Raw genomic sequence first — 25,611 nt, 5'->3', positions numbered from 1 at the left:
ACCCAGCCCACCGGCCCCGCGTACCAGCCGCGGTCCAGCCCCTCGTGCTCCACCAGGAAGGACAGCGCCCGCTCACGCGGGGTGCCGCCCACCGCGGGCGTCGGATGCATGGCCGCCACCACCTGCGCCGCGGTGATGCCCGGACGCAGGTCCGCGCGGATGCCCGTGCGCAGGTGCACCACGTTCTTCAACGGCAGCAGCGCGGGCTCCGCGTCGGACGCCACCCGCTCCGACAACGGCCGCAGCGCCGCGAGGATGTAGCGCACCACCGCGTCGTGCTCGCGCAGGTCCTTGTCGTGCCCCCGCAGCCCGTCCGCCTGCCCCGGCGCCGCCGTGCCCGCCAGCGCCTCCGTGCGCAGCACCGCCCCGTCCACCTGGCACAGCGTCTCCGGCGTGGCGCCCAGGAAGCAGGCCCCGTCCGGCGCGCGGAAGAGGAAGGTGGCGCAGCGCGGGTTCTGCTCCCGCAGCCGCGACAGCACATCCACCACGTCGAAGGGCGCCGGGCCCTCCGCGTCCAGCGAGCGCGCCAGCACCACCTTCTGCAGGTGGCCCGCCGAAATCGCGTCCAGCGCGCGGCCCACCCGCGCCTCGAAGTCGGCCTGGGAAGACTTCAACATCAGCGCCACCGGTGCGCCCCGGGAGTGCCGGTAGCCCTCCGGGAAGCACGCGCGCACCCGCTCCAGCCTCGAGCGCACCGCGTCCTCCCCCCCGCGCTCCTCCGGCGCGAAGGCCGCCACCTTCAGGCCACCGCCGTCGCGCCACACCAGCACCTCCGGCAGCGTCCAGCGGGCCACACCGTGCGCATCCCACGCCGCGTCCGGTGCCCCGGTGGCGCCAAAGCGCATGCCGCCGAACCAGGGGCCCGGCATGGACGTGGGCGCCTCGCCCACCCACCTCAAGGACTCCGTCCCCAGGGAGGCCAGGGCCGCGGGCACCTGGGACGCCTCCGTGGGGGCCACCACCGCCGCCTCGCCCCACCCCGCCACCGCCTCCTGCTCCAGCGGCCGCTCCCAGTAGACCGATGGAACGCCCAGCACGTCCGCTCCCGCCAGCGGATCCCCCACCGCCAGGGGCGTCATTCCGGCCACCCAGCGCTGGCCCTCAACGGGATTGAGCGTCTTCATCAGCGGTCCTCATCGGCGACTGCCTCGCAATCACCTTCGGTTGTCTTCTAAGCCATTCCGGCTATACATGCACCAAGGAGTTCAAAACCTCTTGAACTCCATGAATGGGAGGGCCCGTGGGAGGCGAGCGGCCAGACGAACCCGCACCGGCGGTATCGGGGCGTGACACCAAGGCGCTGAAGGTGCACCGCGCCTCGCGGCCGGAGGGCACGCGCGTGCGGGCGGGCGCCGTGGAAATCGGGGGCCCGGGCTTCGTGGTCATGGCCGGCCCGTGCGCGGTGGAGGGCTCCGAGCAGGTGGAGCGCGCCGCCGCCGCGGTGGCCTCCGCCGGAGCCCATGTGTTGAGGGGCGGCGTATTCAAGCCTCGCACCAGCCCCTACGCATTCCAGGGCATGGGCGAGCCGGGCCTGCACGTGCTGGCCGAGGCGGGGCGCCGCCACGGCATGCCCATCATCAGCGAGGTGATGGAGCCGGCGCAGCTGCCGCTCATGGAGGAGTCCACGGACATCCTCCAGGTGGGCGCGCGAAACATGCAGAACTACTCGCTGCTACGAGCGCTGGGAAAGGCGCGCAAGCCGGTGCTGCTCAAGCGGGGCCTGTCGGCGACGCTGCAGGAGTGGCTGCTGGCGGCGGAGTACATCCTCGACGGCGGCAACGAGCAGGTGATGCTGTGCGAGCGCGGCATCCGCACCTTCGAGACGGAGCTGCGCAACACGTTGGATCTGGCGGCGGTGGCCTGGGCGAAGCAGCGCTCGCACCTTCCCGTCATCGTGGACCCGTCGCATGCGACAGGCGTCCCCGAGCTCATCCTCCCCATGTCGCTGGCCGCCGCGGCCGCCGGGGCGGATGGTCTTTTGATTGAAGTCCACCCCCGGCCGGAGCAAGCAATGTGCGACGGTCACCAGGCCCTGACACCCGAGCGCTTCCAAACACTGATGCGCCGGCTGCCGGCCGTGCTAGGAGCGGTGGACCGACACCTTTGGAGGCCGGACGGTCCGGCCCAGGTCGCGAGGGCGCGATGAGCACCGAAGTCCGTCAGATGTTTTCTTCCATCGCTCCGCGGTACGACGTGACGAACGAGGTCCTCTCGTTCGGCGTCCACCGCCTGTGGCGTCGGACCGCCGTGCGTCTCAGTGGTGCGAAGGAGGGCAGCGCCATCCTCGACTGCGCCACCGGCACCGGCGACCTGGCGCTGGTCTTCAAGCGCAAGGTGGGCACCAGCGGCCGCGTGGTGGGCACCGACTTCTGCGCGGAGATGCTGGAGCCCGCCCCCGCCAAGGCGGCCAAGGCCGGCCTGCAGGTGGAGTTCCAGGTGGCGGACGCGCTCGCCCTGCCCTTCGCGGACAACACCTTCGACGTGGCCTCCATCGCCTTCGGCATCCGCAACGTGGATGACCCGGTGAAGTGCCTGAAGGAGATGGCGCGCGTGGTGCGCCCCGGCGGCCGCGTGGTGGTGCTGGAGTTCGGCCAGCCCACCGGCGCCTTCGGCGCGCTCTTCCGCTTCTACAGCAAGACCATCATGCCGGCCGTGGGCGGGCTGCTCACGGGCAACCGCGCGGCGTACGAGTACCTCCCCCGCACCTCGGCGGCCTTCCCGGCCGGAGACAAGTTCCTGGAGCTGATGGAGCAGTCCGGGGCGTACTCGGAGCGGGCCGCGCACCCACTGACGTTCGGCACCGCCTACGTCTATGTCGGCACCGTCCGCTGAGGACCGGCAACGCCTCGTTGAACAGGTCCTCGCCTCCGTGGACCCCCGGCTCGCGCCGGGGTTGAAGGAGGCCCTCGCCCGGCCTGGCCCCGCGCTGCTGCCCGCCCCCGGGCAGACGGTGGCGATTGGCGGCCACCGCAGCGCGGGCAAGTCGCGGCTGTTGCCCCTGGTAGGCCAGCTGCTCGGGCGCACCGGGGTGGACCTGGACCACCACCTGGAGCGCCTCCACGGCCGCCCGCTGCGCACCTGGGTGGCCGAGGCGCCGGCGGAGTTCCGAGCCGCCGAGCGCCGCGCCCTGCTGGAGCTACCGCCCGGAGGGCTGGTGTCCCTGGGTGGCGGCTTCCTGTCCCACCATGCCGACGCGCTGGAGGGGCTCTTCACCCTGCTGGTTCCCATCAGCTTCGACACCTACCGAGAGCGCCTGCTCAGGGACCGGACGCGCCCGCGCCTGCGCCCCGAGCTCTCGCTGGAAGAGGAGCTGTCCTCCGTGTTCCATGAGCGCGAGGCACTTCACGCCCGCGTCCCCACCGTGGCCCTGGTGGACTTCCTCCGGGGCTGCCTCACCTCCGAGGTGCCCTTGTGACGCCCGCCCGGCGAGTCGTCACCCTCCCCCCCACCGTCCTCGGCCCGGACGCGGTGCGCTTCGCACGCGAAGGCCAGCGCCGCGGCGCGGACGTGCTGGAAATCCGCACCGACCTGCACGCCCCGGACGCCGTGGACGCCGCCGCGCTCGCGGACGTGCTCCCGCTGCTCGTCTCCGAGCGCGGCAAGCCCCTGCCGCCCGCCTGGGTCTCCGCCGCGTGGCGCGTGGACCGGGACTTGAAGGACGCCACCGGGCGCCAGGGCTCGCTGGAGGCACCGTCCGGAAAGCTGCTCGCGTCGCACCACGCGGAGCGCCAGCTGTCCACCACGGAGGCCCTGCGGCTGTGGGAGCGCGAGCTGCCCCCGGACGCCCTGGTGAAGCACGTGGAGCCCATGATGGGCCCCGAGCACATCTCCACCCTGCTGGAGACGCAGCGCCTCCTGATTGAGCGCTTCGGCCCGACGCGCGTCACCGTGCTGGGCATGGGCGCCATCGCGCTGCCGGCGCGCGCGGTGCTGGCCCGGAACAACGTGCTGGACTACGTGGCCGCGGGCGGCACGTGGGCGGCGGCGCCCGGGCAGCGGCTGCTCGATGACGTCGTCCGGGAGCTGCGTGGGGCGGACCGGCTGACGCTGGACCCGCCGCTGCGCCTGGGCATCCTCGGAACGTCCATCGTCCACTCGCGCTCGCCGCGCATCCACAAGCAGCCCTTCGACCGCATCGACATCCCCGAGGACGGGCCCGTCGAGACGCTGGTGGACTCGCTGCTGCCGCACTACGCGGGCTTCGCCGTCACCAGCCCCTTCAAGCTCCGGCTCGCGCGGCACACGCGCTCGCCGCTGGAGGCCATCAACACGCTGGTGCGGCGGGGCTCGAAGTGGGAGTCCTTCAACACCGACACGCACGGCGCCCGCGCGGTGCTGGAGCGGCTCGGCGCGAAGGAGGCCTTCGTGCTGGGAGACGGCGGCGCCACCGCGGCCCTGCGCACCGTGGCCGGGGAGGACGGCCGCGTCCTGCGCGTCCTGCGCCGCTCGGACATCGGCGAGCCGCTCACGGGGGCCGGTGTGTGGACGTGGCCGGACCGGGTGCCCCCGCCTGATTCCCTGCGATTCGAGCGGGCACGCGTCGCGGTGATCGCATACGGTGCCCCGGGCCGGCGCGTCGCCGCGGAGATTTCCCGCCGAGGAGGCACGCCGGTCATGCTGGGCGCGGCGTGGTTCGTCGCACAGGCCCGGCGGCAGCGCCAGCTCTGGGAGTCAGCGACATGAACACCTTTGGAACCCTCTTCCGGTTGACGACCTTTGGCGAGAGCCACGGGCCCGCGCTCGGCTCCGTCATCGACGGCTGCCCCGCTGGCGTCCCGCTCACGCGCGAGCAGATCCAGGTGGCCCTGGACCGCCGCCGCCCCGGCCAGTCCTCCATCACCACCGCCCGCAGCGAGCCGGACCAGGTGGAAATCCTCTCCGGCGTCTTCGAGGACAAGACGCTCGGCACGCCCATCGCCGCCATCGTGCGCAACACGAACCAGCGCTCGGGCGACTACGAGAAGCTGAAGCAGGAGGACCGGCCCGGCCACGCGGACGCCGTGTGGCGCGAGCGCTTCAAGCACCGCGACCACCGCGGCGGCGGCCGCACCAGCGGGCGCGAGACGCTCTGCCGCGTCATCGGCGGCGCCATCGCCGAGGCGTACCTCGCTCGCGACCTGCCCTCCATCCGCACCGTCGCGTACGTGTCCCAGGTCGGTGAACTCGTGGCCTCCGTTCCCGCGCCCGGCCTCACCCGCGAGCAGGTGGACGCCCATGCCACGCGCTGCCCGGACGCGAACATCCGCGACGAGATGTCCCGCCGCATCCTGGCCGCGAAGGAGGCCGGAGACAGCCTGGGCGGCTCCATCGACGTGCGCGTGGAGGGCCTGCCCGTGGGCCTGGGAGAGCCCATCTTCGGCAAGGTGAAGGCGCTCATCGCCCAGGCGCTCGGCAGCATCGGCGCCGTGACGGGCGTCGTCTGGGGACCGCCGGACCTGCTCCAGCGCATCGGCCAGCCCGGCACCCAGTTCCACGCCGTGAAGGACAACTACGGCGGCATCCAGGGCGGCCTCGCCAACGGCGAGCCCATGCAGGTGCGCGCCTTCTTCAAGCCCCCCGCGACGCTGATGGAGCACGCGAAGGGCGGACGCCACGACCCCTGCATCATGCCCCGCGCCGTCCCGGTGCTGGAGGCCATGGTGTCGATGGTCATCGCCGATCTCGTCCTGCAGATGAACGCCCGCCCGCACAGCCTATGACGACCAGCTTCCTTCCCCCCGGGGCGTACCGCCCCACGAACGACCGCTGGGGCACCTTCTCCCGCCTGGCCGCGAGCCTCCCCGAGGGCAGCGTGGCCGTGGTGGACCGCACCGTCGCGAAGCTCCACCCCACCCTCATCTCCACGCTGGAGGCCCGCAAGCCCCGCGCCATCGTCCAGCTCGTCGGCGGCGAGAGCGCCAAGACGTTCACCGCGCTGGAGAAGGTGCTGGCCGCGAGCCTGTCCATGCCGCGCTCCGGCACCCTCTTGGCGGTGGGCGGAGGCACCGTGGGCGACGTGTCCACCGTGGCCGCGCACCTGCTCAAGCGCGGCGTGCGGCTGGTGCAGGTGCCCACCACGCTGCTGGCCGCGGTGGACAGCAGCCTCGGCGGCAAGGGCGCGGTGGACCTCACCGTGAAGGGCCGCGTGGTGAAGAACCCCGCCGGCGTCTTCCACTACGCCGAAGAGGGCTGGCTGTGCCCGGAGTTCTTCTCCACCCTCTCCGAGACGCAGGTCCGCGAGGGCTCGCTGGAAGCGTGGAAGATGGTCATCAGCCTCGATGCCACCCTCTTCCGCCGCTACGTCCGCAAGCCACCCGAGCTGAACAAGCTGGTGAAGGACGCGCGTGGCCTCAAGGAGCGCGTCTGCACGCAGGACCCGTACGAGCACCAGGGCCTGCGCCGCGTGCTCAACTTCGGCCACACCTTCGGCCACGTGCTGGAGAGCGTGTCGCGCTTCAAGCTGTCCCACGGCGACGCGGTGGGCCTGGGCATGCTGCTGGCCCTGGACGTGGGCCGGCTCCTGGGCGTGACGCCCGAGCCCGTGGCCGCCCAGGCCGAGGAGGCGCTCGCACAGGGCCCCGGCGTGCTCGGCCGTGAGCGGGCCGCCGCCCTGCTCGGCCGCGCCCCGATGAAGGACGTGGTGACGCTCCTCAACGCCGACAAGAAGGCGGGCGCGAAGGGGGAGCTGCGCATGGTGCTGTTGACGGCCATTGGCGCCACCGAGGTCCGCGACGTCGCCGAGTCCTCATGGCGCGCGCTGTGGCCCGCCTGGACGAAGGGAGTCCGCCCGTGAGTACGACCAGCACGTCCCGCATCCTCGTGGACCCGCGCGGGCTGCGCGCCTCGCCCCTCACCCCGCCGGTGTCCAAGTCGGACGCGCAGCGAGCGCTGGTGCTGGGCCACCTCACCGGCTCCTGGCCCCTGCCCTCGGTGCAGGCCGAGTCCGACGAGGACCTCCCCGCCGACGTCCGCGTGCTGCGCCGGGGCGTGGAGGCCCTGCGCCTGCCCGCGGGCCCGGTCCGCGACGTGGACTGCGCGGACGGCGGCGCCCCTTTTCGCATCCTCGCCACCCAGGTGGCGGTGACGCCCGGCGCCCACGTGCGCCTGACGGGTACGCCCCGCCTGGGAGAGCGTCCCCACGGCCCGCTCTTCACCTCGCTGCGCGACGCGCTCGGGCCCGCGGGGCTCACCCTCACGGAGGGCTCGCCCTGGCCCGTGGAATTGTGCGCGCCGAAGGACACCTCCGGCGTGGCCCCGGTGTTCCGCGTGCCGGGCGCGCAGAGCAGCCAGTACGCCTCCAGCCTGCTGCTGGGCTGCGCGGCGCTGTACCTGCGCGAGCGCCGCGCGTGGAGCGTGGAAATCGAGGGCACGCTGACCAGCGCCGGCTACCTGGACCTGACGGTGACGTGGCTGAAGCGCTTCGGCTTCGTCCTGGAGGAGTCACCTTCCCGTTACACGGTGACCGGGTACGTGGCGCCCCCCACCGTGCCGTCGCTGCCGGGGGACTGGTCTTCGCTGGGCTACCTCCTGCTCATCGCCTGGAAGGCGGGCGGCACGGCGGAGCGGGCGGACACGGGCAGTGCGCACCCGGATGACGCCATCGTCCGCCTCATCCAGCAGGTGGGCCTGAAGGCCGTTCCCGCCGGGTCGCCCTACACGCTGAAGGTCGAGGGGAAGCTGTCCGGGGGGCTGAAGGCCTCCGGGAAGGAATGTCCGGACCTCCTGCCCACATTGGCGGCGCTCGCGTGTGTGCTGCCGGCCCCCTCTACCCTCACCGACGTGGGCATCCTCCGGGTGAAGGAGAGTGACCGCCTGGAGGGCATCCGCTCCCTCGTGGCGGCCTACGGAGGCACCACGGACCTCCAGGGCGAGACGCTCGAAATCCGCCCTCCGGCCGCGCCTCCCACCCGCTTCGCCATGGACAGCCGGGGCGACCATCGCCTGGCGATGACATCCGCCACACTCTCCGTGCTGTCCGGTACCCCACTCGTCCTCACCGGCCCCGAGTGCGTGGAGAAGAGCTTCCCCGGCTTCTGGCGCCAGCTTTCCCGTTCCGGCGTCCAGATTTCTCCAGAGTCATAAGGACCATCAGTGTCCGCCCTCCGGACTTGGCGTTCTTTTTTGTTGAAAGCGCATTGCGCCCTGTGAAATCTCCGCCCCATGGCCAAGGACACGCTGACGATCACCGACAATCGGACCGGGAAGACGTACGAAATCCCGGTCGAGAACGGCTGTATTCGCACCAATGCACTCCGCCAGATCAAAGTAAGTGACGATGACTTCGGTCTGATGGGGTACGACCCGGCGTTCCTCAATACAGCGAACACCAAGAGCGCCATCACCTTCATCGACGGCGACAAGGGCATCCTGGAGTACCGCGGCTACCCCATCGAGCAGCTCGCGGAGAAGTCCAGCTTCCTGGAGGTCGCCTACCTCCTGCTGAACGGCGAGCTGCCGACGCAGAAGGAGCTCGACCAGTTCATCCACCTCGTCACGCACCACACGTACGTGCACGAGAACGTGAAGTCCTTCATGGACGGGTTCCGCTACGACGCGCACCCCATGTCCATGCTGGGCTCCACCGTCGCCGCGCTCTCCGGCTTCTACCCGGACGCGAAGAACATCAAGGATGAGCGCAGCCGCCGCATCCAGATCACGCGCCTCATCGCGAAGATGCCCACCATTGCCGCGTTCTCCTACCGGCACAGCATGGGCCTGCCGTACATCTACCCGGACAACGACCTGTCCTACGTCGCCAACTTCCTGGCGATGATCAAGCGCATCGGCACCACCACCTACAAGGTGCACCCGGTGCTGGAGCGCGCGCTGGACGTGCTCTTCATCCTCCACGCGGACCACGAGCAGAACTGCTCCACCACGTCCGTGCGCACGGTGGGCTCGTCCGAGGTGGACCCGTACTCCGCCGTCACCGCCGGTATCGGCGCCCTCTACGGCCCGCTGCACGGTGGCGCCAACGAGGCCGTGCTCCGCATGCTCCGGGAGATCGGCCACGTCTCGAAGATTCCGGACTTCATCAAGTCCGTGAAGAGCGGCGAGGGTGAGAAGAAGCTGATGGGCTTCGGTCACCGCGTCTACAAGTCCTACGACCCGCGCGCCAAGGTCATCAAGCGCGTGGCCGACGAGGTCTTCGACGTCACGGGCAAGAACCCGCTGCTGGACATCGCCGTCGAGCTGGAGCGCATCGCCCTCGAGGACGACTACTTCGTGAAGCGGAAGCTGTACCCGAACGTCGACTTCTACTCGGGCCTCATCTACGAGGCGATGGGCTTCCAGGTGGAGATGTTCCCGGTGCTCTTCGCCATCCCCCGCACGGTGGGCTGGTGCGCGCAGTGGGAGGAGATGGTCAAGGACCCGGAGCAGAAGATCGCCCGCCCGCGCCAAGTGTACACGGGCGCCAAGCGCCGCGACTACGTCGCCATGGACAAGCGCGCCGGCAAGTAGGCCGCGCTGACAGGGCCCGCCTCGCGCGGGCCTGAAGCACGAAGGGGCGAGGGACCTGGAAGGGTTCCCCGCCCCTTCTGCTTTTCCACCGGGCCCGCGGTCCGGGAGGAGGCGCCCACGAGGGCCCCCCTCCCCCGGCCTCGACTCAGCCTGTCTGGGCCGCGTCGGCGCCGTGCTTCGTCTCCGCGTAGAGGGCCTCGATGAGGGTGGCGTACTTGGCCTCCACCACCTTGCGGCGGACGCTGAGCTTGGGCGTCAGCTCGCCGCCATCCACGGAGAACTCCTTCCCAATCACCGCGAAGCGCTTGATGGTCTCGAAGCGGGACAGCTTCGGGTTGATGTCGCGCTCCACGGCGGCCTGGAGGAGCTGCTGCAGGCGCGAATCCTCGGCCAGGACGGCCGGGTCCTCCGGCCAGCCCTTCTCCTTCGCCAGGTTGCGCGCCTTCTCCGGGTCCAGCACCAGCAGGGCCACGAGGTAGTTGCGCCGGTCTCCCACCACCAGCGCGTTGCCCACGCCCGGCAGCGACTTCAGCAGCTCCTCGATGTTGCCCGGGGCCGTCTTCTTGCCGCCGGAGGTGACGATGATGTCCTTCTTGCGGCCGGTGATGTGGACGTAGCCCTCCGCGTCGAGCTGGCCCACGTCTCCGGTGTGCAGCCACCCGTCTTCCAGGAGCTCCGAGGTGGCCGCCTCGTTCTTGTAGTAGCCCATGCAGACGTTGCCGCCGCGCACGAGGATTTCGCCGTCCTCGGCGATGCGGATTTCGACACCCATCATCGCCCGGCCCACCGAGCCCAGCTTCGTGTGGTCCTCGGTGTTGACGGTGCCCGGGCCCGTCACCTCCGTCATGCCCCACACCTCGTGGAGGACCATGTCGATGGAGGCGAAGAAGTCCAGCACGTCCCGGCCGATGGGCGCCGCCGCGGTGGCGAAGAACTCCACCCGGTCCATGCCGATGCGCGCCTTCAGCGGGGCGAAGACGAGCCGCTGCGCCAGCTGGTACTGCGCCTCCAGCAGCACGGGGAGCCGCTCATGGCGCAGGCGCCGGGTGTGGCGCTCCATGGCCACCCCCCGCGCCCAGTCCACCAGCTTGCGCTTCAGGGGCGGCTGCGAGTTCAGCCCGGCATCCGCCTTGGCCTTGAACTTCTCCCACACGCGCGGCACGCCGAAGAAGAAGCTGGGGCGCACCTCCTTCAGCGCCTCCGGCATCTGGTCCACCGACTGCGCGAAGTACACCTGGATGCCCCGCAGCAGCGGACAGTGGAGGGAGATGATCTGCTCGGCGATGTGGGACAGTGGCAGATACGAGATGAGCGAGGGCTGGCCGGCCCGGCCGAACTCCACCGACGACACGAGCTGCAGCGCCGTCCACACCAGGTTGTGGTGGCTGAGCATCACCCCCTTGGGGTGGCCGGTGGTGCCGGAGGTGTAGATGAGGGTGCCCATGGCCTCGGGCTTCAGCGCGTTGACGCTGTCCCAGTAGGGCCCCTCGTCCACGCCGGTGCCCCGGGCGAGGACGTCCGCGTACGTCAGGACGCCTTCCGGCAGGGGCGACGGCGCGTCCATGACGATGAGGTGCCGCAGCTTCGGCAGCCGCTGGCGCAGGGCGAGGCCCGTGCGCAGGTGCTTCTCGTTCTCCACCACGAGGACGGTGGCCTCGCAGTGTCCGAGGATGTACTCGAGCTGATCCACCGAGCTGGTGGTGTAGAGCCCCACCGGCACGCCGCCCATGGCGATGGTGGCCAGGGCCGCCACGTGCCACTCCTCTCGGTTGAAGCTGAGGATGCCCGCCGGCTGGCCCGCCTCGAACCCCAGGGCCCTCAGCCCCAGGGCGAAGCGCCGCACCCGCTGCGCGTACTCGGCCCACGAGGTAGGCACATAGGCGCCCCCCCGCTTCGTCCACATGGCCGGCTGTTGATCCTGCTGATTGGCCCGGTCGTGGAGCGCGTGAACGACGGTCTTCGGAAGTTCCATGACCGGGACGCTAGCGGATGCCAGGAGGGGCCCGCCAGCAGCACCTCGCGTCTCCGACGTTGACAGCCGGTTGGAGGGCTTTGTATGCCGCGCCCGACATGAGCATCGACTTCACCTGCCAGAAGTGCGAGGCGAGCTTCGAGCTGGACGCCCAGGACCTCATCGAGGGCACCGAGAAGATCGTCTGCCCCCACTGCGACGCGAAGGCGCCCGCCAACTTGACGGAGGACTTCGTCGCGGCGCTCACGGAGATGCGCGCGCAGATCGCCGCGCTGGACAAGAAGTTCGCCGTCTCCATGACGCTCGAGTCCGTGGACGTGGAGGACACGCTCGACGACGAGGATGTCGACGAGGACGAGGAGGAGTCGGAGGAGGACGACGACCTCGACGAGGATGAGGACGAGGACGAGGACGTCGATGACGACGAGGACTACGACGACGACGACGAGGACGACGATCGTCGCTAGGCGGCTGCTCGCCTGCCCTCCAGCCCGGTGAGCGTCAGCGCCTCACCGGGCCATCCGCGCCCAGAGAGGCGCCCTCCCGGGGGGGACCCGGGTGCGTAGGTTAGTGGTGTGAAAACGCCCAACCGCGCCACTCTCTTCGTCGCACCTCTCTCAGCAGTTTTGCTGGCGCTGGGAGGGCTGCTCCTCCTGCCAGCCTTCACCCCGCAGGGAGCCATTGCCGCGTCCGTCACCGGCGCCGGCCCGGAGCCGTGCATCACCGACAAGGGAGAGGACCCCAAGGCCTGCTCCGAGCTGGTGGACCTGGAGGTCCAGGACGTCGTCCCGCTGATGGAGGCGCAGACGCACGCCGTCGTGCTGACCACGAAGGACCGGGCCATCGTCCTCCCCGTCTTCGTGGACGAGGCCTCGGCGGTGTCCATCGCCTTCCGGCTGGCCGAGCGGGACCCACCCCAGCCGCTCGCGCAGGACCTGCTGGACGACGTGGTGAAGAAGCTCGGCGGCCGCGTCACCGAGGTTCGCATCGACGACCTCCGCGACAACGTCTACTCCGGCCGCCTCTTCCTGGAGCAGGGCAAGCGGAAGATGACGCTGGACGCGCGCCCCTCGGACTCCATCGCCATGGCGCTCACCAGCCACGCCCGCATCCGCGTCACGCGCAAGGTGCTGACGCTCGCCGGCATCAGCCGCGATGAAATCGAGAGCCTCCAGGAGGGCGGCCCCGGCGTGGGTGGCAGCGGCCCTGGTGGGATGATGGAGGAGGACGCCACGCCCATGCCCATGCCCATGCCCGGGATGCCCGGCGCCCCGTCCCAGCCGCCCATCGACATGGACACGAACTCGATGCCCCCGGGGCATCCCCCCATCGTCCCGCCCAAGGGCCAGGGGAAGGAAATCGAGCTGTAGGACGGAAATCGAGCTGTAGATGCAAAAAGCCCGGCCCCCCCTCCCAGGGTAGCCGGGCTTTCTCTCTCCGACGACGAGAGCACGCAAGGTGGCCACGAGGCTCCGGTACGGCGGGTGCCTCGCATGGGGCGAAAGAAATAGTCGTCAGCGTGCGAGGCTGTCAAGCCGGCCACCCGGCCGCCTAGGATGCCCGCGCATATGCGCAAGGCGAAAATCATCTGCACCCTGGGGCCCTCCTCCGACACGCCCGAAGTGATTGAAGGCCTCATCCGCGCGGGGATGAACGTGGCGCGGCTGAACTTCTCCCACGGCACCCACGAGGAGCACCGCCAGCGCGTGGCCACCATCCGCAAGGTGGCCAAAAGGCTGGGGACGCCGGTGGCCATCCTCCAGGACATCCAGGGGCCCAAGATCCGCCTGGGCAAGTTCGAGGGCGGGCAGCTCACCGTGAAGGCCGGCCAGACGGTGACGGTGACGACGCGCTCGGTGATGGGCCAGGGCACCATCATCCCCACCCCCATCAAGTCGCTGGTGAAGGACGTGGTGCGCGGCGACGACGTCCTCCTGGACGACGGCCGGGTGAGGCTGCGGGTGCTGAAGGTGTCCGGCCCGGACGTCACCTGCCGGGTGGAGGTGGGCGGGCTCCTGAAGGACAAGAAGGGGCTGAACCTGCCGGGCTCGCCCATGTCCGTCCCCACGATTACGCGCAAGGACGCGGACGACCTGGCCTTCGGCCAGGAGGTGGGCGTGGACTACGTGGCGCTCTCCTTCGTGCGCACCGCGGCCGACATCCACAAGGCGCGCGAGCACGTGAAGAAGAACAAGACGCCGCTGATCGCCAAGATTGAGAAGCCCCAGGCGGTGGAGAACCTGGAGGCCATCGCCGCGGTGGCGGACGGCGTCATGGTGGCGCGTGGCGACCTGGGCGTGGAGATGCCGCTGGAGCAGCTGCCGGCCATCCAGAAGCGCATGGTGCGCGAGGTGAACCGCCGGGGTGGCCTCGTCATCGTCGCCACGGAGATGCTGGAGAGCATGGTGGGCAACCCGCGGCCCACGCGCGCCGAGGTGTCGGACGTGGCCAACGCCATCCTCGACGGCGCGGACGCCGTCATGCTGTCGGGCGAGACGGCCGCGGGCCGCTACCCCACCGAGGCCGCGGCCACCATGGCGCGCATCGTCGAGGAGACGGAGCGCGGCGTGGTGAAGCACCAGCACCACTCGCCCTTCGAGCGCTCGGAAGATTTGGGCACCGGCGTGGCGGCGGCGGCGGTGGCGGCGGCGACGCAGCTGGGCATCGAGACGATTGTCGCCTACACGGAGAGCGGCCACACCGCGCGCCTCATCTCCGAGTTCCGCCCGCACGCGCGCATCGTCGGGCTGACGCCGAACGATTCCACGGTGAACCGGATGGCGCTCTACTGGGGCGTGTCCGGCCACCAGGTGGGCCGGGTGAACTCCACGGACGCCATGCTCAAGCAGGTGCGCCAGCTGTGCCACACGGAGGGCATCTGCAAGCCGGGCACGCCCGTGGTGGTGGTGGCAGGGGTGCCGCTCAACGTGCCCGGCAACACCAACCTGATGAGCATCCACCGCATCTGAAGAAACGCGGCGCAACGCCCTGCCCCGCCCCGGAAGGCGCCTTCCGGGGCGAGGGCGGAAGGACTCAGAGCACCTTCTGCTCGAAGTCGTAGAGCTTCTCGACGGGGAGCTGGCGGTAGCGCTCCACGTTGAGGGCGCGGCGGGCGCACTCCCAGACGAGCTCGTTGGGGGTGCGCTCCGGCTCCTTCTTCTTTCGGCGCTTCACCTCGGCCTTGATGGCCTTCACGGCCACGCGCGGGTGGTAGCAGAACGCGGAGGAGAACAGCAGGTGGCCACCGAAGGGGATGAGGCGGGCCTCGATGATGTCCCCCGTCTCCAGGCCGGCGATGTGACGGCGCTCCGTCACGTCGAAGTCCTTGCCGGAGTACAGCTCGCGCAGGCGGATTTCGCCCTTGCCCAGCTTGCGGACCTCGAAGAGGCCGTGGACCGTCTCGGTGAAGCTGCGGAAGGCGTTGGCCTCCTCGGGAGGCGCGTTCGCCAGGCGCTGCTCGTACAGCTCCGCGGCCGGCGTCTTGCCGGTGAGCGGCGAGACGCGGTCGTAGAGGTAGTAGTCGAGGAACGACGCCATCCGCAGCTCGAACAACTTGTCGTCCTCGAACACCTCTCCCGTCAGGCGGAAGTACTCCGCCTTGGCGGCGATGAGGTCCTCCTTGCGGGGCTCCTGGCTGCCGAAGGCGATGAGCTGGTCCAGGTACGGCTGATACGAGAGCGGTGACAGCGAAGAGTCCATAGACGGTGCGCCATCCTACTCCGCCATCAGCTTCGCGAACCGGCCGAAGAGATAGCGCGCATCATGCGGGCCGGGCGAGGCCTCGGGGTGGTACTGCACGCTGAAGGCCCGCGCGTCCGGGACGGCCAGGCCCTCCACGGTGCCATCGTTGAGGTTGATGTGGGTGACGACGGCCTTGCCCTTGAGGCTGGCGTCGTCCACGGCGAAGCCGTGGTTCTGCGCGGTGATCTCCACCTTGCCCGTCGTCAGGTCCTTGACGGGCTGGTTGGCGCCGCGGTGGCCGAACTTCATCTTGTACGTCCGGCCGCCCAGGGCCAGGGCCATGATTTGATGCCCCAGGCAGATGCCGAACACCGGCACCTTGCCCAACAGGGCCGCCACGGTGCGGTCCGCGCCCTTCACCGCGGCCGGGTCGCCCGGGCCGTTGGCCAGGAACACGCCGTGGGGCTTGCGCGCGAGCACCTCTTCCGCCGTGGTGTTCGACGGCACCACCGTCACCCGGCAGCCCGCGTCCACGAGGAAGTGGAGCATGGACTTCTTCAGGCCGTAGTCGTACGCGACGACGTCGAAGCGCGGCGTGGGCGGCGCGTGCATCTCCCCCACCCCGGTGAACACGTCCGGCGACGGCGTGGTGAAGGTGTACGGCGCCTTGGTGGAGACGCCGGTGGCCAGGTCCATGCCCTCCATGCCGTGCGCGGTGCGGGCGCGCTCGACGAGGGCGGCGGTGGAGTGCCCCTCGCTGGAGATGACGCCCATCTGCGCGCCGTGCGTGCGCAGGTGGCGCACCAGCCGGCGGGTGTCCAGGCCCTCGATGCCCGCCACGCCGTTGCGCTTGAGGTACGCGTCCAGCGTCTCCTTCGCGCGCCAGTTGGAGGGGTTCTCCGTGAGGGCACGCACCACCATGCCCACCGCGTGCACCTTCGCGCCCTCCTCGTCCAGCGGAGTGGCGCCGACGTTGCCCATCTCGGGGTACGCCATGGTGACGATCTGCCCGACGTAGGAGGGATCCGTGAGGACCTCCTGGTAGCCGAACATGGACGTGTTGAAGACCACCTCACCCACCGTCTCGCCGACCGCGCCGAAAGCGCGGCCCTCGAAGGTGGTGCCATCCGCCAGCGCGAGCACTGCCCGCTTCGTCATCACCGCGACTCCTTGCTCAGGCCGACCTGGCCGTTCTCGAAGACCTTGCGGCCTCCCACCCACGTCTGTACCACCCGCCCCTGCTGCTTGCGGCCATGGAAGGGCGTATTCCTGCTGCGGGAATGGAACCGGTGAGCGTCCACCGTCCACTCCTCCGAGGGGTCCACCACCGTGACGTCCGCCGGGGCCCCGGGGGCCAGGTGACCGCCCGGCAGGCCGAATGCCTTCGCCGGCCCGTGCGTCAGGAGCTCCACCGCCCGCTTCGGGGGGAGCACGCCTGAGTGCACCAGCTCCATCGTCAGGCTGAAGGCCGTCTCCAGCCCGATGATGCCGTTGATGCCCTTCTCGAACTCCACCAGCTTGTCCAGCACGCCGTGCGGCGCGTGGTCCGTGGCGATGGCCTCCACCGTGCCGTCGGCGATGGCCTCGCGCAGCGCCTCCACGTCCCGGTTGGAGCGCAAAGGCGGCGCCATCTTCGCGTGGGTGTCGTAGCCCTCCACCGCCCGGTCATCCAGGATGAGGTGGTGCGGCGTCACCTCGGAGGTGACGCGCAGCCCGCGCCGCTTCGCCTCGCGGATGAGGCGCACGCTGCCCTCGCAGGACACGTGGGCCAAATGCAGCCGGGCGCCCGTCTCCTCGAGCAGCACCAGGTCGCGCGCCACCATGGCCACCTCGGCCGAGGCGGGAATGCCGCGCAGGCCCAGGCGCGTGGAGGTGGGGCCCTCGTGCATGGCGCCGCCGGCGGACAGCGTCAGGTCCTCCTCGTGGACCATGATGGGGACGTCGAACTGGGTGGAGTACTGGAGCGCGCGCCGCATCAGCGCCGCGTTCATCACGGGGCGCCCGTCGTCGGTGATGGCCACGCAGCCGGCGGACACCAGCTCGCCCATCTCCGCCATCTCCTCGCCCTTGAGGCCCTTGGTAATCGCCCCGGCGGGGTACACGTGGCAGAGGTTGGCGGCGCGGGCGCGCGACAGGATGAGCTCCGTCACGATGCCGTTGTCGTTGACCACCTTGGTGTTGGGCATGGCCACCACGGCGGTGAAGCCGCCCGCCACCGCGGCGCGGCAGCCGGTGAGGACCGTCTCCTTGCCCTCCTCGCCCGGCTCGCGCAGGTGCACGTGCAGGTCGATGAAGCCCGGCAGCACCCACTTGCCGCTGGCATCCACCACCTCGGCGCTGGAGGGCACGGGCAGCAGGGCCTCGGACACCTCGGCCACCTTGCCGTCGCGCACCAGCACGTCGCGGATGCCGTCCACGCCATTGCGCGGGTCGATGACACGTCCCCGCCGGAAGAGCACCGTGGAGCTCATGACGCACACACCTCCAGGATGGCCCGCCGCACGGCCACGCCGTTGGACACCTGCTCCAGGATGACGCTGCGGGGCCCGTCCGCCACCGCAGGGGAAATCTCCACGCCGCGGTTGATGGGGCCCGGGTGCATCACCACCGCCTCCGGCTTCATCCGCTCCTCGCGGGCGGGGTTGAGGCCGAACAGCCGGGAGAACTCGCGAATGGAGGGCAGGAAGTTCTCGCTCTGCCGCTCCAGCTGGAGGCGCAAGCACATGACCGCGTCCGCCTGGGGCAGCACCGCGTCCAGGTTGTGCGTCACCTCCGCGCCCAGGGACTCGAGCCCCGGGGGAATCAGCGTGGGCGGGCCGCACATCACCACGCGCGCGCCCAGCGCCTTGAGGCACAGGAGGTTCGAGCGGGCCACGCGGCTGTGCAAGAGGTCGCCGACGATGAGCACCGTGCGCCCGTCCAGCGCGCCCCAGCGCTGGCGCAGCGTGAAGGCGTCCAGCAGCGCCTGGGAGGGGTGCTCGTGGGTGCCGTCACCGGCGTTGATGACGGCGCAGCGCACGTGCTTCGCGACGAGGTGCGGCGCGCCCGAGGACTTGTGCCGCATGACGATGGCCACCGGCCCCGTCGCCTCGATGTTGCGCGCGGTGTCCAGCAGCGTCTCGCCCTTGGACACGGAGGAGCCCGACTGGGTCCAGTTCATCACGCTGGCGCCCAGCCCCTTGGCGGCCATGTGGAACGAGGTCCGCGTCCGGGTGGAGTCCTCGAAGAAGAGGTTCGCCACCACCTTTCCGCGAAGAATGTGGGTGGTATCCGGCTTACCGGGCAGGTGTGCCTGCGCCTTGTCGAGCAGCGCTTCCAGCTCGTCCCGGCGCCAGCCTTCGATTCCGAGGAGGTGTCTCATGGCCGGGGCCGCCGCGTACCCCGCGCCGCACGGCGCGTCAAGCACCGTGCGTGGAACGCCGGGCCGGCCGCTCCCGGGGTGTGCGTCAGCGGACCGGCTCGAAGAAGCGATCCACCCGCAGGCCGGTGCCGCCGAAGAGGCCGTGCAGCAGGCCGTGGTAGCCCAGTGACAACCACACCACCATGGCCTTGCCCTTGATGTGGCCGTACGGGACGTACTCCGCCCTGCCGTAGCCGGTGACGCCCAGGCCGTGGCGGCTGTCCGCGCTGTAGTCCCGGTGGTCGCCCATGACGAAGACGTGGCCCGGCGGCACCTCGTAGGGGCCCTCGCGAGGCGGCTGGCGCGACATCTCCTGGAGCATCAGGTGCTCCGTCTCTCCCAGCTTCTCCCGGAAGAGCGTCTCCTGCTGGTCGTACCAGCGCCCGTCGTCGGTGATGTTGTGGACGGTGAAGTCGGCGGCCACGCGCTCGCGCGTGCGCGGCTGGCCGTTGATGTGGATGACGCCGTCGATGATTTCGACCTTGTCACCGGGCAGCCCCACCACGCGCTTGATGTAGTCCTTGGACTCGTCCACGGGGTTGTTGAAGACGATGACGTCCCCGCGCTCCGGCCGCCGGACGATGACGAACGGCACCACGTTCGTGTACGGCAGGCGCACCCCGTAGATGAACTTGTTGACGAAGACCTGGTCGCCAATCTCCAGCGTGGGGAGCATGGAGCCGGACGGAATCCGGTACGGCTCCACGATGAAGGTGCGGATGACCAGGGCGATGAGCAGCGCCTTGCCGAAGCCGCCCACGAAGTCCATGGCGGACTGCTTGCGGTAGGGCCCCAGGTGCTGCGCCGTCAGCGTCTCCAGCGCCTTCACCTCGGCGCGCAGCTGCTCCGCGTTGGCCTCCACGGACGCGGCCTCCACGCGCAGGGCCTGCTCGGCGATGCGCTCGGGCACCTGCGCGCCCAGCTTCTCCCGCACGTGCGGCTTCGCGAGGATGCGCTCGTTCTCCGAGATGAGCTCGTGCGCCTCGTGGCGCAGCCCGCGCAGCGCCTTCTCCTTCGGGGACACGTTGCGCCAGACGAGCAGCGCCACGAAGTACGCCACCATCAGCAGGCCCAGCCCCTTCATCAGCGGCTGCGCCCAGGCGGCCGCCGCGGGGACGAACTCGATGAGGACGGTGTACGGGATGAAGGCCAGGCCGATGATGCACAGCGGCGCCCACAGGCTGGTGAGCATCTCGCGCCACACCAGGGCGCGGCGGGCGCGCAGTTGCTCGGGCGTGCGACGGGCGGCCATCGCCGCGCCTAGCTTCACGGGAGGGGTGGCGGAGGGACTGGCCGCGTTCATGGACTACTGCTCCGTCTTGAGGACCGCGAGGAAGGCTTCCTGCGGGATGTCCACCGTGCCCACCTGCTTCATGCGCTTCTTGCCCTCCTTCTGCTTCTCGAGGAGCTTGCGCTTGCGGCTGATGTCGCCGCCGTAGCACTTGGCGAGCACGTTCTTGCGAATGGCGGAGATGGTCTCACGCGAGATGATCTTCGCGCCAATCGCCGCCTGGATGGCCACCTCGTACATCTGCTTCGGGATGACCTCCTTCAGCTTCTGGCACACCTCGCGGCCGCGCAGGTAGGCGCGCTCGCGGTGCACGATGACGCTGAGGGCATCCACCGGGTCCCCATTGATGAGGATGTCCAGCCGGGCCAGGTCCGCCTCCGCGTAGCCGGACAGCTCGTAGTCGAGGCTGGCGTAGCCGCGCGACACGCTCTTCAGCTTGTCGAAGAAGTCGAACACCACCTCCGCCAGCGGCATCTCGTACGTCACCTGCACGCGCTGCCCGGTGCTGCCCAGGTACTTCATGTCCTTCTGCACCCCGCGCCGGTCCTGGCACAGCTTGAGGATGGCGCCCAGGTGGTCGTTCGGGACGTGGATGTGGCAGGTGAGGAGGGGCTCCTCGAACTTCTCGATGCTCTGCACCGGCGGCAGCTTGGCCGGGTTGTCCACCAGCAGCACCTCACCCTTGCTGGTGGTGATGCGGTACACCACGCTGGGCGCGGTGGTGATGAGGTCCAGGTTGTACTCGCGCTCCAGGCGCTCCTGGACGATTTCCATGTGCAAGAGGCCCAGGTAGCCGCAGCGGAAGCCGAAGCCCAGCGCGGTGGAGGACTCGGGCTCGTAGGTGAAGGCGGCGTCGTTGAGCTTCAGCTTCGCCAGGGCGTCGCGCAGGTTCTCGTACTCGGCGGAGTCCACCGGGAAGATGCCGGAGAACACCATCGGCTTCACTTCCTGGAAGCCCGGGAACGGCGCGTCCGTGGGACGGGCCTCCTCGGTGACGGTGTCGCCCACCTTCGCGTCCTGCAGCTCCTTCACGTTGGCGACGAGCACGCCCACCTCGCCCGCCATGAGCTGCGGCACCGGGCGGGAGAACGGGCTGAACACGCCCAGCTCCTGCACCTCGAAGACCTTGTTGTTGCTCCAGAGCTTGATCTTCTGCTTCAGCTTCAGCGTGCCTTCCAGCACGCGCACCAGCGTCACCACGCCCCGGTAGTTGTCGTACCAGGAGTCGAAGATGAGGGCCTTGAGGGGCGCGTCCGGCGAGCCGCTCGGGGGCGGCACGCGCTGCACCACGGACTCGAGGATCTCCTCGATGCCGATGCCCTCCTTGGCGGAGGCCGGCACCGCGACGGACGCGTCGATGCCGATGACGTCTTCGATCTCCGCCCGGGTGCGATCCACGTCCGCGCTGGGCAGGTCGATCTTGTTGATGACCGGGATGATCTCCAGGTCGTGGTCCAACGCCATGTAGACGTTGGCGAGCGTCTGGGCCTCCACGCCCTGGGAGGCGTCCACCACCAGCAGCGAGCCCTCGCACGCGGCGAGGCTGCGGCTCACCTCGTAGGCGAAGTCCACGTGTCCCGGCGTGTCGATGAGGTTGAGGACGTACTGCTTGCCGTCCTTCGCCGTGTAGTTCATCCGCACGGACTGGGCCTTGATGGTGATGCCCCGTTCGCGCTCGATGTCCATGTTGTCGAGGAACTGGGCTTGCGCCTCGCGCTTGCTCAGCGTCCCCGTCTTGTCGAGGAGGCGGTCCGCCAGCGTCGACTTTCCATGGTCGATATGGGCGATGATGCAGAAGTTGCGGATGTGCGCGTTTTCAGCCGGCATGTTCAGGGCGCTCGTCGGAAGAAGCGGGCGTGAGTAACAGGGAATCGCGCGAAAATCTACGCGCGAACGCCCGCCAGACGAGCAACCCACCGGGGGAGCCTCTTTGTTCCCAGGGCGTCACAGGCGCCCGCGGGCACGCCGGCCCCCCATTCCGGCAGGTCCTTTGAACGCGAAAGGCGCCCTCCCCGCCCTCCGTCCGGGCCTCCAGGGGCCTGGAACGGAGTCTCAGGGGGGCGCCAGGGGCTGCCCAGGGCTTCGAAGGCCTCAGCCGTGGGCGCGGGCGGGCGCGCCGGCCTTCTCGCGGAAGAAGGCGATGGTGCGGCGCAGGCCCTCGCGCAGGTCCACGGTGGGCTCCCAGCCGAGCACCTTCTTCGCCAGGGCGTTGTCGATGCAGGAGCGCATCTGCTCGCCCGGCCGGGCCGGCGCGTGCGTTACCTGGGCGGAGGAGCCGGCCGCCTCGGCCAGCAGCGCGTAGAGGCGGTTGATGTCCGTCTCCACGCCGGTGCCGATGTTGATGGCGCCCACGTAGTCCTTCTCGAAGGCGAGCCGGTTGGCGCGGGCCACGTCCGGCCCGAAGACGAAGTCGCGGGTCTGCTTGCCCTCGCCGTAGATGGTGCAGCCCTGGCCGGCGATCGCCCGCTGGCTGAAGATGGCCACCACGCCGGCCTCGCCGTGCGGGTTCTGCCGGGGGCCGTACACGTTGGCGTAGCGCAGCGCCACGTACGGCAGGCCGTACTGGGCGCGGTAGTAGCCCAGGTACAGCTCACCGGCCGCCTTGGACACGCCGTACGGAGACACCGGCCGCGTCGGGTGGTTCTCCGGCGCGGGGAAGACATCCTGCTCGCCGTAGATGGCGCCGCCGGTGGAGCTGAAGATGACCTTCTTCACCCCGGAGACGCGCGCGGCTTCCAGCAGGTTGAGCATGCCGCGGATGTTCACGTCCGCGTCGAAGCTCGGGTCATCCACGCTGCGGCGCACGTCCATCTGCGCCGCCAGGTGGCAGAGGACCTGGGGCTTCTCGGCCTTGATGAGCTCCGCCGCCTCGCGGCTGCGGATGTCTTGCACGACCAGCCGGACGCGCGGGTCCAGGTTCTCCTTCTTGCCGCCGGACAGGTCGTCCAGGGCGATGACCTCGTGCCCACTCCGCAGGAACTCGTCGCAAACGTGCGAGCCGATGAAGCCCGCACCACCCGTCACCAGGACTTTCAAGCTGCCTCCCGCCACCCTTCGGTGTGGCCGCAGTGCCTACAAGTCTTCAAGAATCAAGCCGCCGCCAAACTAGGGCGCGGACTTCCGACCGGCAACCTCCCGGAACCACGCAATGGTCTCCTTCAGACCCTCTTCCAGGGGCACCTTCGGCTCCCACCCCAGCAGGGTGCGGGCGCGGGTGATGTCCGGCTGACGCTGCTTCGGATCATCCTTGGGCAGCGGCTTCTCGATGATCTTCCCGCCGCCGCCGGCCGCCGCGCGCACCGCCTCGGCGAACTGGCGGATGGTCATCTCGCGCGGGTTGCCGATGTTCACCGGGTTGGGCTCGTCCGACAGCATCAGCCGCACCAGCCCGTCCACCAGGTCCTTCACGTAGCAGAACGAGCGCGTCTGGCTGCCGTCGCCGAAGACGGTGAAGTCCTCGCCCTTGAGCGCCTGGCCCACGAAGGCCGGCACCACGCGGCCGTCGTTCAGGCGCATGCGCGGGCCATACGTGTTGAAGATGCGGACGATGCGCACCTGCACGCCGCGGCTGCGGCCGTAGGCGGCCGTAATCGCCTCCGCGTAGCGCTTGGCCTCGTCGTACACCGAGCGCGGGCCGATGGGATTGACGTTGCCCCAGTAGTCCTCGCGCTGCGGGTGCACGAGCGGATCACCGTACACCTCGGAGGTGGAGGCCATGAGGAAGACGGCCTTGTTCGCCTCGGCCAGCTTCAGCCCGTTCTCCGTGCCGATGGAGCCCACGCGCAGGGTCTCCAGCGGCAGCTGCGCGTAGTCGATGGGCGAGGCGGGCGACGCCATGTTGAAGACGTAGTCGATGGGGCCCTTCACGGGGATTCCCTCGACGATGTCCGCCTTCACGTATTCGAAGCCCGGACGCCCGTTGAGCGTGCGCAGGTTCTCCTCGTTGCCCGTGATGAGGTTGTCCACCGCGACCACCGACGCCGCGCCGTCATCCAGCAGCCGCTCGCACAGGTGCGAACCCACGAAGCCCGCCCCGCCGAGCACCACCACCCGCTTGCCACGCATGCTCTTCACGTCACGCCTCTCTCTCACAGCTCGTCGAAGGTCGCCTGACCCGGGAGCTGAGCCTTGTACTTCTCGAGCACCAGATCGATACCCTGGCGGATGTACTCGGCCACGGGCACCTTCGTCTTCTGGTTCAGCGCCTTGAGGAGCTCGTTCTGCTCCGGAGTGATGTAGATGGTGGTGCTGATCTTCTTTCGGGCCATGGCGATATGTGAAAATATATGAAATGACGTGGCTGGCGGAAGCATCTCGTGAAACGAACGCGAACGCCCCCGTCCGCCATCCCGGAGTCCCGCCATGACCTCAGGTAAAGGCTTGTTCTTGTTGGGCTTTCTGGCAGCGGGCGCCCTGGCGGGCTGCGCGGGCGGCAAGTCCGCCGAGCGTGGGGCCCAGGCGGCGGAGGGCTCCAAGCCCCAGGGTGAGGCCATCCAGCCGGAGCGCTCGGGCGGCGAGAAGGTGACGGAGCAGGACGTCAACGGCGACGGCAAGCCGGACGTGTGGACGTACACCGTGACGGAGAAGGACGCGGAGGGCGCGGACCAGGAGCGCCGCGTGCGCCAGGAGCTGGATTTGAACTGGGACGGCCGCGTGGACCTGACGCGCTACTTCGACGCGAACGGGGACCCGGCGCGCGAGACGCTGGACCTGGACTACGACGGCAAGGTGGACGCCAGCTACTTCTTCGAGAAGGGCGTCAACACGCGGCGCGAGCGCGACGTCAACGGCGACGGCCGCATGGACAGCTTCATCTTCTACGAGCGCGGCACGCTGGCGCGGAAGGAGCGCGACACCAACGCCGACGGCAAGGTGGACTACTGGGAGTACTGGGAGAACGGCCAGGTGGACCGCATCGGCGAGGACCTGGACGGCGACGGCACCGTGGACAAGTGGACCCGCAATCCCAACAACGCGGCCAGCGAGTAGCTCGCCGGCCACGTGCGTCGCGGAGCGCGCGGGCTACGGCTTGCTGGTGCCGGTGCGGCCGTACGCGTCCTCGAGCCGAACCACGTCGTCCAGCTCCGGGGTGCTGACCTCGAGGATGTCGCAGTCGGTCAGCGCCACCATGCGGTGCTTCATGAGCGGCTTGATGTGGTAGCTCTCGCCCGGGTTCATCTCCTTCTCGATGAGCCCGGCGCCCTCGTCGACGACGAAGAGGAGCTTGCCGCTCTGGACGTGGATGGTCTCGTCCTTCTGGTTGTGGAACTGCAGGCTGAGCTTGTGGCCCTGCTTCACGTGCAGCAGCTTGCCCACGTACCGCTCGGTATGGGCCCAGATGAGCTCGTGTCCCCAGGGCTTCTCCACCCGCCTCGTCGTCGTCATGATGCTTACCGTCTTCCTCGCCCCGCTCTAGTTCGTGCCGGCCACGAAGGCATCGAGCTGGGTCTCACGCTTGAAGTCTGCCAGATACCGGCTGGCCGCATCCCGGGTCGCGAAGCTCCCCATGCGGACGCGGTACCACGTGCCCTTTCCGGGCACTTCGGCCGCCAGGATATAGGGGGCATAGCCCCGGTCGCGCAACCGAGCGGCGAAGCGGTCGGCCTCCTGGCGGTCCTGAAAGGCGGAGAGCTGGAGGGTGAAGGCGCCGCCCTTCACGGCCTGGGCGGGGGGCAGCGCCGCGCGGGCGATGGCGTCCTTCAACCCACCCCCGTCCTTGTTGGTGGTGCGTGTGGGGACAGGCGCCACCTCCACCTTGCCCGACACGGGAACCGCCTTCACGGGCTCGGCCTTCTGGGCCACCGCGGGAGCGGCGGCGGGCGCGGG

General features: G+C 69.8%; 25 protein-coding genes. 12 read left to right on the top strand and 13 right to left on the bottom strand.

Annotation, left to right across the window (positions count from 1 at the left end; genetic code table 11):
- On the bottom strand, positions 1-1,124 hold a 1,124-nt coding region (locus HG543_RS31110), incomplete at its 3' end, for an isochorismate synthase (protein WP_169348535.1).
- A gap of 116 nt (positions 1,125-1,240) precedes the next feature.
- Here HG543_RS31110 and aroF point away from each other — a divergent pair.
- The 8 genes from aroF (at position 1,241) to HG543_RS31070 (ending at position 9,441) form a co-directional block, all read left to right on the top strand.
- Complete coding sequence (aroF, locus tag HG543_RS31105) at positions 1,241-2,146, top strand: 3-deoxy-7-phosphoheptulonate synthase (protein WP_343073478.1); 906 nt, start codon at positions 1,241-1,243, stop codon at positions 2,144-2,146.
- Entirely contained in the window at positions 2,143-2,832 is a 690-nt protein-coding gene (ubiE, locus tag HG543_RS31100; RefSeq protein ID WP_169348533.1) for a bifunctional demethylmenaquinone methyltransferase/2-methoxy-6-polyprenyl-1,4-benzoquinol methylase UbiE, read from the top strand. Before aroF ends, ubiE begins: the two co-directional genes overlap by 4 nt.
- Before the next feature lie 37 nt (positions 2,833-2,869).
- Positions 2,870-3,415 (top strand): shikimate kinase, encoded by a 546-nt coding sequence (locus tag HG543_RS31095; protein ID WP_343073477.1) that lies wholly within the window; start codon positions 2,870-2,872, stop codon positions 3,413-3,415.
- Complete coding sequence (locus HG543_RS31090) at positions 3,412-4,683, top strand: shikimate dehydrogenase (RefSeq protein WP_169348531.1); 1,272 nt, start codon at positions 3,412-3,414, stop codon at positions 4,681-4,683. Before HG543_RS31095 ends, HG543_RS31090 begins: the two co-directional genes overlap by 4 nt.
- Positions 4,680-5,699: a chorismate synthase gene (gene aroC, locus HG543_RS31085; RefSeq protein ID WP_169348530.1), complete on the top strand. Its 1,020-nt coding sequence runs from the start codon at positions 4,680-4,682 to the stop codon at positions 5,697-5,699. Before HG543_RS31090 ends, aroC begins: the two co-directional genes overlap by 4 nt.
- A complete protein-coding gene (locus HG543_RS31080) occupies positions 5,696-6,772 on the top strand; it encodes a 3-dehydroquinate synthase (RefSeq protein ID WP_169348529.1) in 1,077 nt (358 codons plus the stop codon). Before aroC ends, HG543_RS31080 begins: the two co-directional genes overlap by 4 nt.
- Positions 6,727-8,061: a 3-phosphoshikimate 1-carboxyvinyltransferase gene (locus HG543_RS31075; RefSeq protein WP_171818359.1), complete on the top strand. Its 1,335-nt coding sequence runs from the start codon at positions 6,727-6,729 to the stop codon at positions 8,059-8,061. The genes HG543_RS31080 and HG543_RS31075 overlap by 46 nt, the downstream gene beginning before the upstream one ends.
- A gap of 78 nt (positions 8,062-8,139) precedes the next feature.
- Positions 8,140-9,441 carry a citrate synthase gene (locus HG543_RS31070; RefSeq protein ID WP_169348528.1) on the top strand — a complete coding sequence of 434 codons (1,302 nt, stop codon included), beginning with the start codon at positions 8,140-8,142 and terminating at the stop codon, positions 9,439-9,441.
- Positions 9,442-9,586: 145 nt separating this feature from the next.
- Here the strand turns inward: HG543_RS31070 and HG543_RS31065 are convergent, their stop codons facing one another.
- The gene (locus tag HG543_RS31065) at positions 9,587-11,413 is read right to left on the bottom strand and encodes an AMP-dependent synthetase/ligase (RefSeq protein WP_169348527.1); all 1,827 of its coding nucleotides are present in this window, start codon (positions 11,411-11,413) and stop codon (positions 9,587-9,589) included.
- A 98-nt stretch (positions 11,414-11,511) separates the two neighbouring features.
- Between HG543_RS31065 and HG543_RS31060 the strand changes: the two genes are divergently transcribed.
- The 3 genes from HG543_RS31060 (at position 11,512) to pyk (ending at position 14,382) form a co-directional block, all read left to right on the top strand.
- Entirely contained in the window at positions 11,512-11,880 is a 369-nt protein-coding gene (locus tag HG543_RS31060; protein ID WP_169348526.1) for a hypothetical protein, read from the top strand.
- Positions 11,881-11,988: 108 nt separating this feature from the next.
- Positions 11,989-12,783: a bifunctional nuclease domain-containing protein gene (locus tag HG543_RS31055; protein WP_169348525.1), complete on the top strand. Its 795-nt coding sequence runs from the start codon at positions 11,989-11,991 to the stop codon at positions 12,781-12,783.
- A gap of 198 nt (positions 12,784-12,981) precedes the next feature.
- Positions 12,982-14,382 (top strand): pyruvate kinase, encoded by a 1,401-nt coding sequence (gene pyk / locus HG543_RS31050; RefSeq protein ID WP_169348524.1) that lies wholly within the window; start codon positions 12,982-12,984, stop codon positions 14,380-14,382.
- A 64-nt stretch (positions 14,383-14,446) separates the two neighbouring features.
- On the opposite strand, the gene HG543_RS31045 is transcribed toward pyk, so the two are convergent.
- The 9 genes from HG543_RS31045 to HG543_RS31005 form a co-directional block, all read right to left on the bottom strand.
- A complete protein-coding gene (locus HG543_RS31045; RefSeq protein WP_169348523.1) occupies positions 14,447-15,112 on the bottom strand; it encodes a DUF7986 domain-containing protein in 666 nt (221 codons plus the stop codon).
- A gap of 15 nt (positions 15,113-15,127) precedes the next feature.
- Positions 15,128-16,252, bottom strand: coding sequence for a glutamine-hydrolyzing carbamoyl-phosphate synthase small subunit (carA, locus tag HG543_RS31040; protein ID WP_169348522.1), 1,125 nt, complete (start codon positions 16,250-16,252; stop codon positions 15,128-15,130).
- Positions 16,252-17,565, bottom strand: coding sequence for a dihydroorotase (locus tag HG543_RS31035; protein WP_169348521.1), 1,314 nt, complete (start codon positions 17,563-17,565; stop codon positions 16,252-16,254). The genes carA and HG543_RS31035 overlap by 1 nt, the downstream gene beginning before the upstream one ends.
- Complete coding sequence (locus tag HG543_RS31030; protein WP_169348520.1) at positions 17,562-18,455, bottom strand: aspartate carbamoyltransferase catalytic subunit; 894 nt, start codon at positions 18,453-18,455, stop codon at positions 17,562-17,564. The genes HG543_RS31035 and HG543_RS31030 overlap by 4 nt, the downstream gene beginning before the upstream one ends.
- 85 nt (positions 18,456-18,540) lie before the next feature.
- On the bottom strand, positions 18,541-19,797 hold the full coding sequence (lepB, locus tag HG543_RS31025) for a signal peptidase I (protein ID WP_169348519.1): 1,257 nt from the start codon (positions 19,795-19,797) through the stop codon (positions 18,541-18,543).
- 3 nt (positions 19,798-19,800) lie between these two features.
- Positions 19,801-21,612 carry a translation elongation factor 4 gene (lepA, locus tag HG543_RS31020; protein WP_169348518.1) on the bottom strand — a complete coding sequence of 604 codons (1,812 nt, stop codon included), beginning with the start codon at positions 21,610-21,612 and terminating at the stop codon, positions 19,801-19,803.
- A 264-nt stretch (positions 21,613-21,876) separates the two neighbouring features.
- A complete protein-coding gene (locus HG543_RS31015) occupies positions 21,877-22,821 on the bottom strand; it encodes an NAD-dependent epimerase/dehydratase family protein (protein ID WP_169348517.1) in 945 nt (314 codons plus the stop codon).
- Between the two features lie 69 nt (positions 22,822-22,890).
- Complete coding sequence (locus tag HG543_RS31010) at positions 22,891-23,850, bottom strand: UDP-glucuronic acid decarboxylase family protein (RefSeq protein ID WP_169348536.1); 960 nt, start codon at positions 23,848-23,850, stop codon at positions 22,891-22,893.
- Between the two features lie 23 nt (positions 23,851-23,873).
- The gene (locus tag HG543_RS31005; protein ID WP_169348516.1) at positions 23,874-24,053 is read right to left on the bottom strand and encodes a ribbon-helix-helix domain-containing protein; all 180 of its coding nucleotides are present in this window, start codon (positions 24,051-24,053) and stop codon (positions 23,874-23,876) included.
- A 94-nt stretch (positions 24,054-24,147) separates the two neighbouring features.
- Here HG543_RS31005 and HG543_RS31000 point away from each other — a divergent pair, with 94 nt between their 5' ends.
- Positions 24,148-24,774 (top strand): hypothetical protein, encoded by a 627-nt coding sequence (locus HG543_RS31000; protein ID WP_169348515.1) that lies wholly within the window; start codon positions 24,148-24,150, stop codon positions 24,772-24,774.
- Positions 24,775-24,807: 33 nt separating this feature from the next.
- Here the strand turns inward: HG543_RS31000 and HG543_RS30995 are convergent, their stop codons facing one another.
- Both HG543_RS30995 and HG543_RS30990 read right to left on the bottom strand, forming a co-directional pair.
- Complete coding sequence (locus HG543_RS30995) at positions 24,808-25,170, bottom strand: cupin domain-containing protein (RefSeq protein ID WP_169348514.1); 363 nt, start codon at positions 25,168-25,170, stop codon at positions 24,808-24,810.
- A 27-nt stretch (positions 25,171-25,197) separates the two neighbouring features.
- Positions 25,198-25,611: SPOR domain-containing protein (locus HG543_RS30990; RefSeq protein ID WP_169348513.1), on the bottom strand; the 414-nt coding region annotated here is incomplete at its 5' end.

Source organism: Pyxidicoccus fallax, from assembly GCF_012933655.1.
GTDB classification, from domain to species: Bacteria; Myxococcota; Myxococcia; order Myxococcales; family Myxococcaceae; genus Myxococcus; species Myxococcus fallax.
The sequence above is the reverse complement of the archived record's forward strand: the minus strand, read 5'-3'. Positions and strand labels throughout refer to the sequence as shown.

Excerpts from the sequence above, each read along its gene's own strand:
- ubiE (WP_169348533.1), top strand. The coding sequence starts at position 2,143 with ATGAGCACCGAAGTCCGTCAGATGTTTTCTTCCATCGCTCCGCGGTAC.
- aroC (WP_169348530.1), top strand. The coding sequence starts at position 4,680 with ATGAACACCTTTGGAACCCTCTTCCGGTTGACGACCTTTGGCGAGAGC.
- HG543_RS31080 (WP_169348529.1), top strand. The coding sequence starts at position 5,696 with ATGACGACCAGCTTCCTTCCCCCCGGGGCGTACCGCCCCACGAACGAC.
- HG543_RS31075 (WP_171818359.1), top strand. The coding sequence starts at position 6,727 with ATGGCGCGCGCTGTGGCCCGCCTGGACGAAGGGAGTCCGCCCGTGAGT.
- HG543_RS31070 (WP_169348528.1), top strand. The coding sequence starts at position 8,140 with ATGGCCAAGGACACGCTGACGATCACCGACAATCGGACCGGGAAGACG.
- HG543_RS31065 (WP_169348527.1), bottom strand. The coding sequence starts at position 11,413 with ATGGAACTTCCGAAGACCGTCGTTCACGCGCTCCACGACCGGGCCAAT.
- HG543_RS31060 (WP_169348526.1), top strand. The coding sequence starts at position 11,512 with ATGAGCATCGACTTCACCTGCCAGAAGTGCGAGGCGAGCTTCGAGCTG.
- pyk (WP_169348524.1), top strand. The coding sequence starts at position 12,982 with ATGCGCAAGGCGAAAATCATCTGCACCCTGGGGCCCTCCTCCGACACG.
- HG543_RS31045 (WP_169348523.1), bottom strand. The coding sequence starts at position 15,112 with ATGGACTCTTCGCTGTCACCGCTCTCGTATCAGCCGTACCTGGACCAG.
- carA (WP_169348522.1), bottom strand. The coding sequence starts at position 16,252 with ATGACGAAGCGGGCAGTGCTCGCGCTGGCGGATGGCACCACCTTCGAG.
- HG543_RS31035 (WP_169348521.1), bottom strand. The coding sequence starts at position 17,565 with ATGAGCTCCACGGTGCTCTTCCGGCGGGGACGTGTCATCGACCCGCGC.
- HG543_RS31030 (WP_169348520.1), bottom strand. The coding sequence starts at position 18,455 with ATGAGACACCTCCTCGGAATCGAAGGCTGGCGCCGGGACGAGCTGGAA.
- lepB (WP_169348519.1), bottom strand. The coding sequence starts at position 19,797 with ATGAACGCGGCCAGTCCCTCCGCCACCCCTCCCGTGAAGCTAGGCGCG.
- lepA (WP_169348518.1), bottom strand. The coding sequence starts at position 21,612 with ATGCCGGCTGAAAACGCGCACATCCGCAACTTCTGCATCATCGCCCAT.
- HG543_RS31010 (WP_169348536.1), bottom strand. The coding sequence starts at position 23,850 with ATGCGTGGCAAGCGGGTGGTGGTGCTCGGCGGGGCGGGCTTCGTGGGT.
- HG543_RS31005 (WP_169348516.1), bottom strand. The coding sequence starts at position 24,053 with ATGGCCCGAAAGAAGATCAGCACCACCATCTACATCACTCCGGAGCAG.
- HG543_RS31000 (WP_169348515.1), top strand. The coding sequence starts at position 24,148 with ATGACCTCAGGTAAAGGCTTGTTCTTGTTGGGCTTTCTGGCAGCGGGC.
- HG543_RS30995 (WP_169348514.1), bottom strand. The coding sequence starts at position 25,170 with ATGACGACGACGAGGCGGGTGGAGAAGCCCTGGGGACACGAGCTCATC.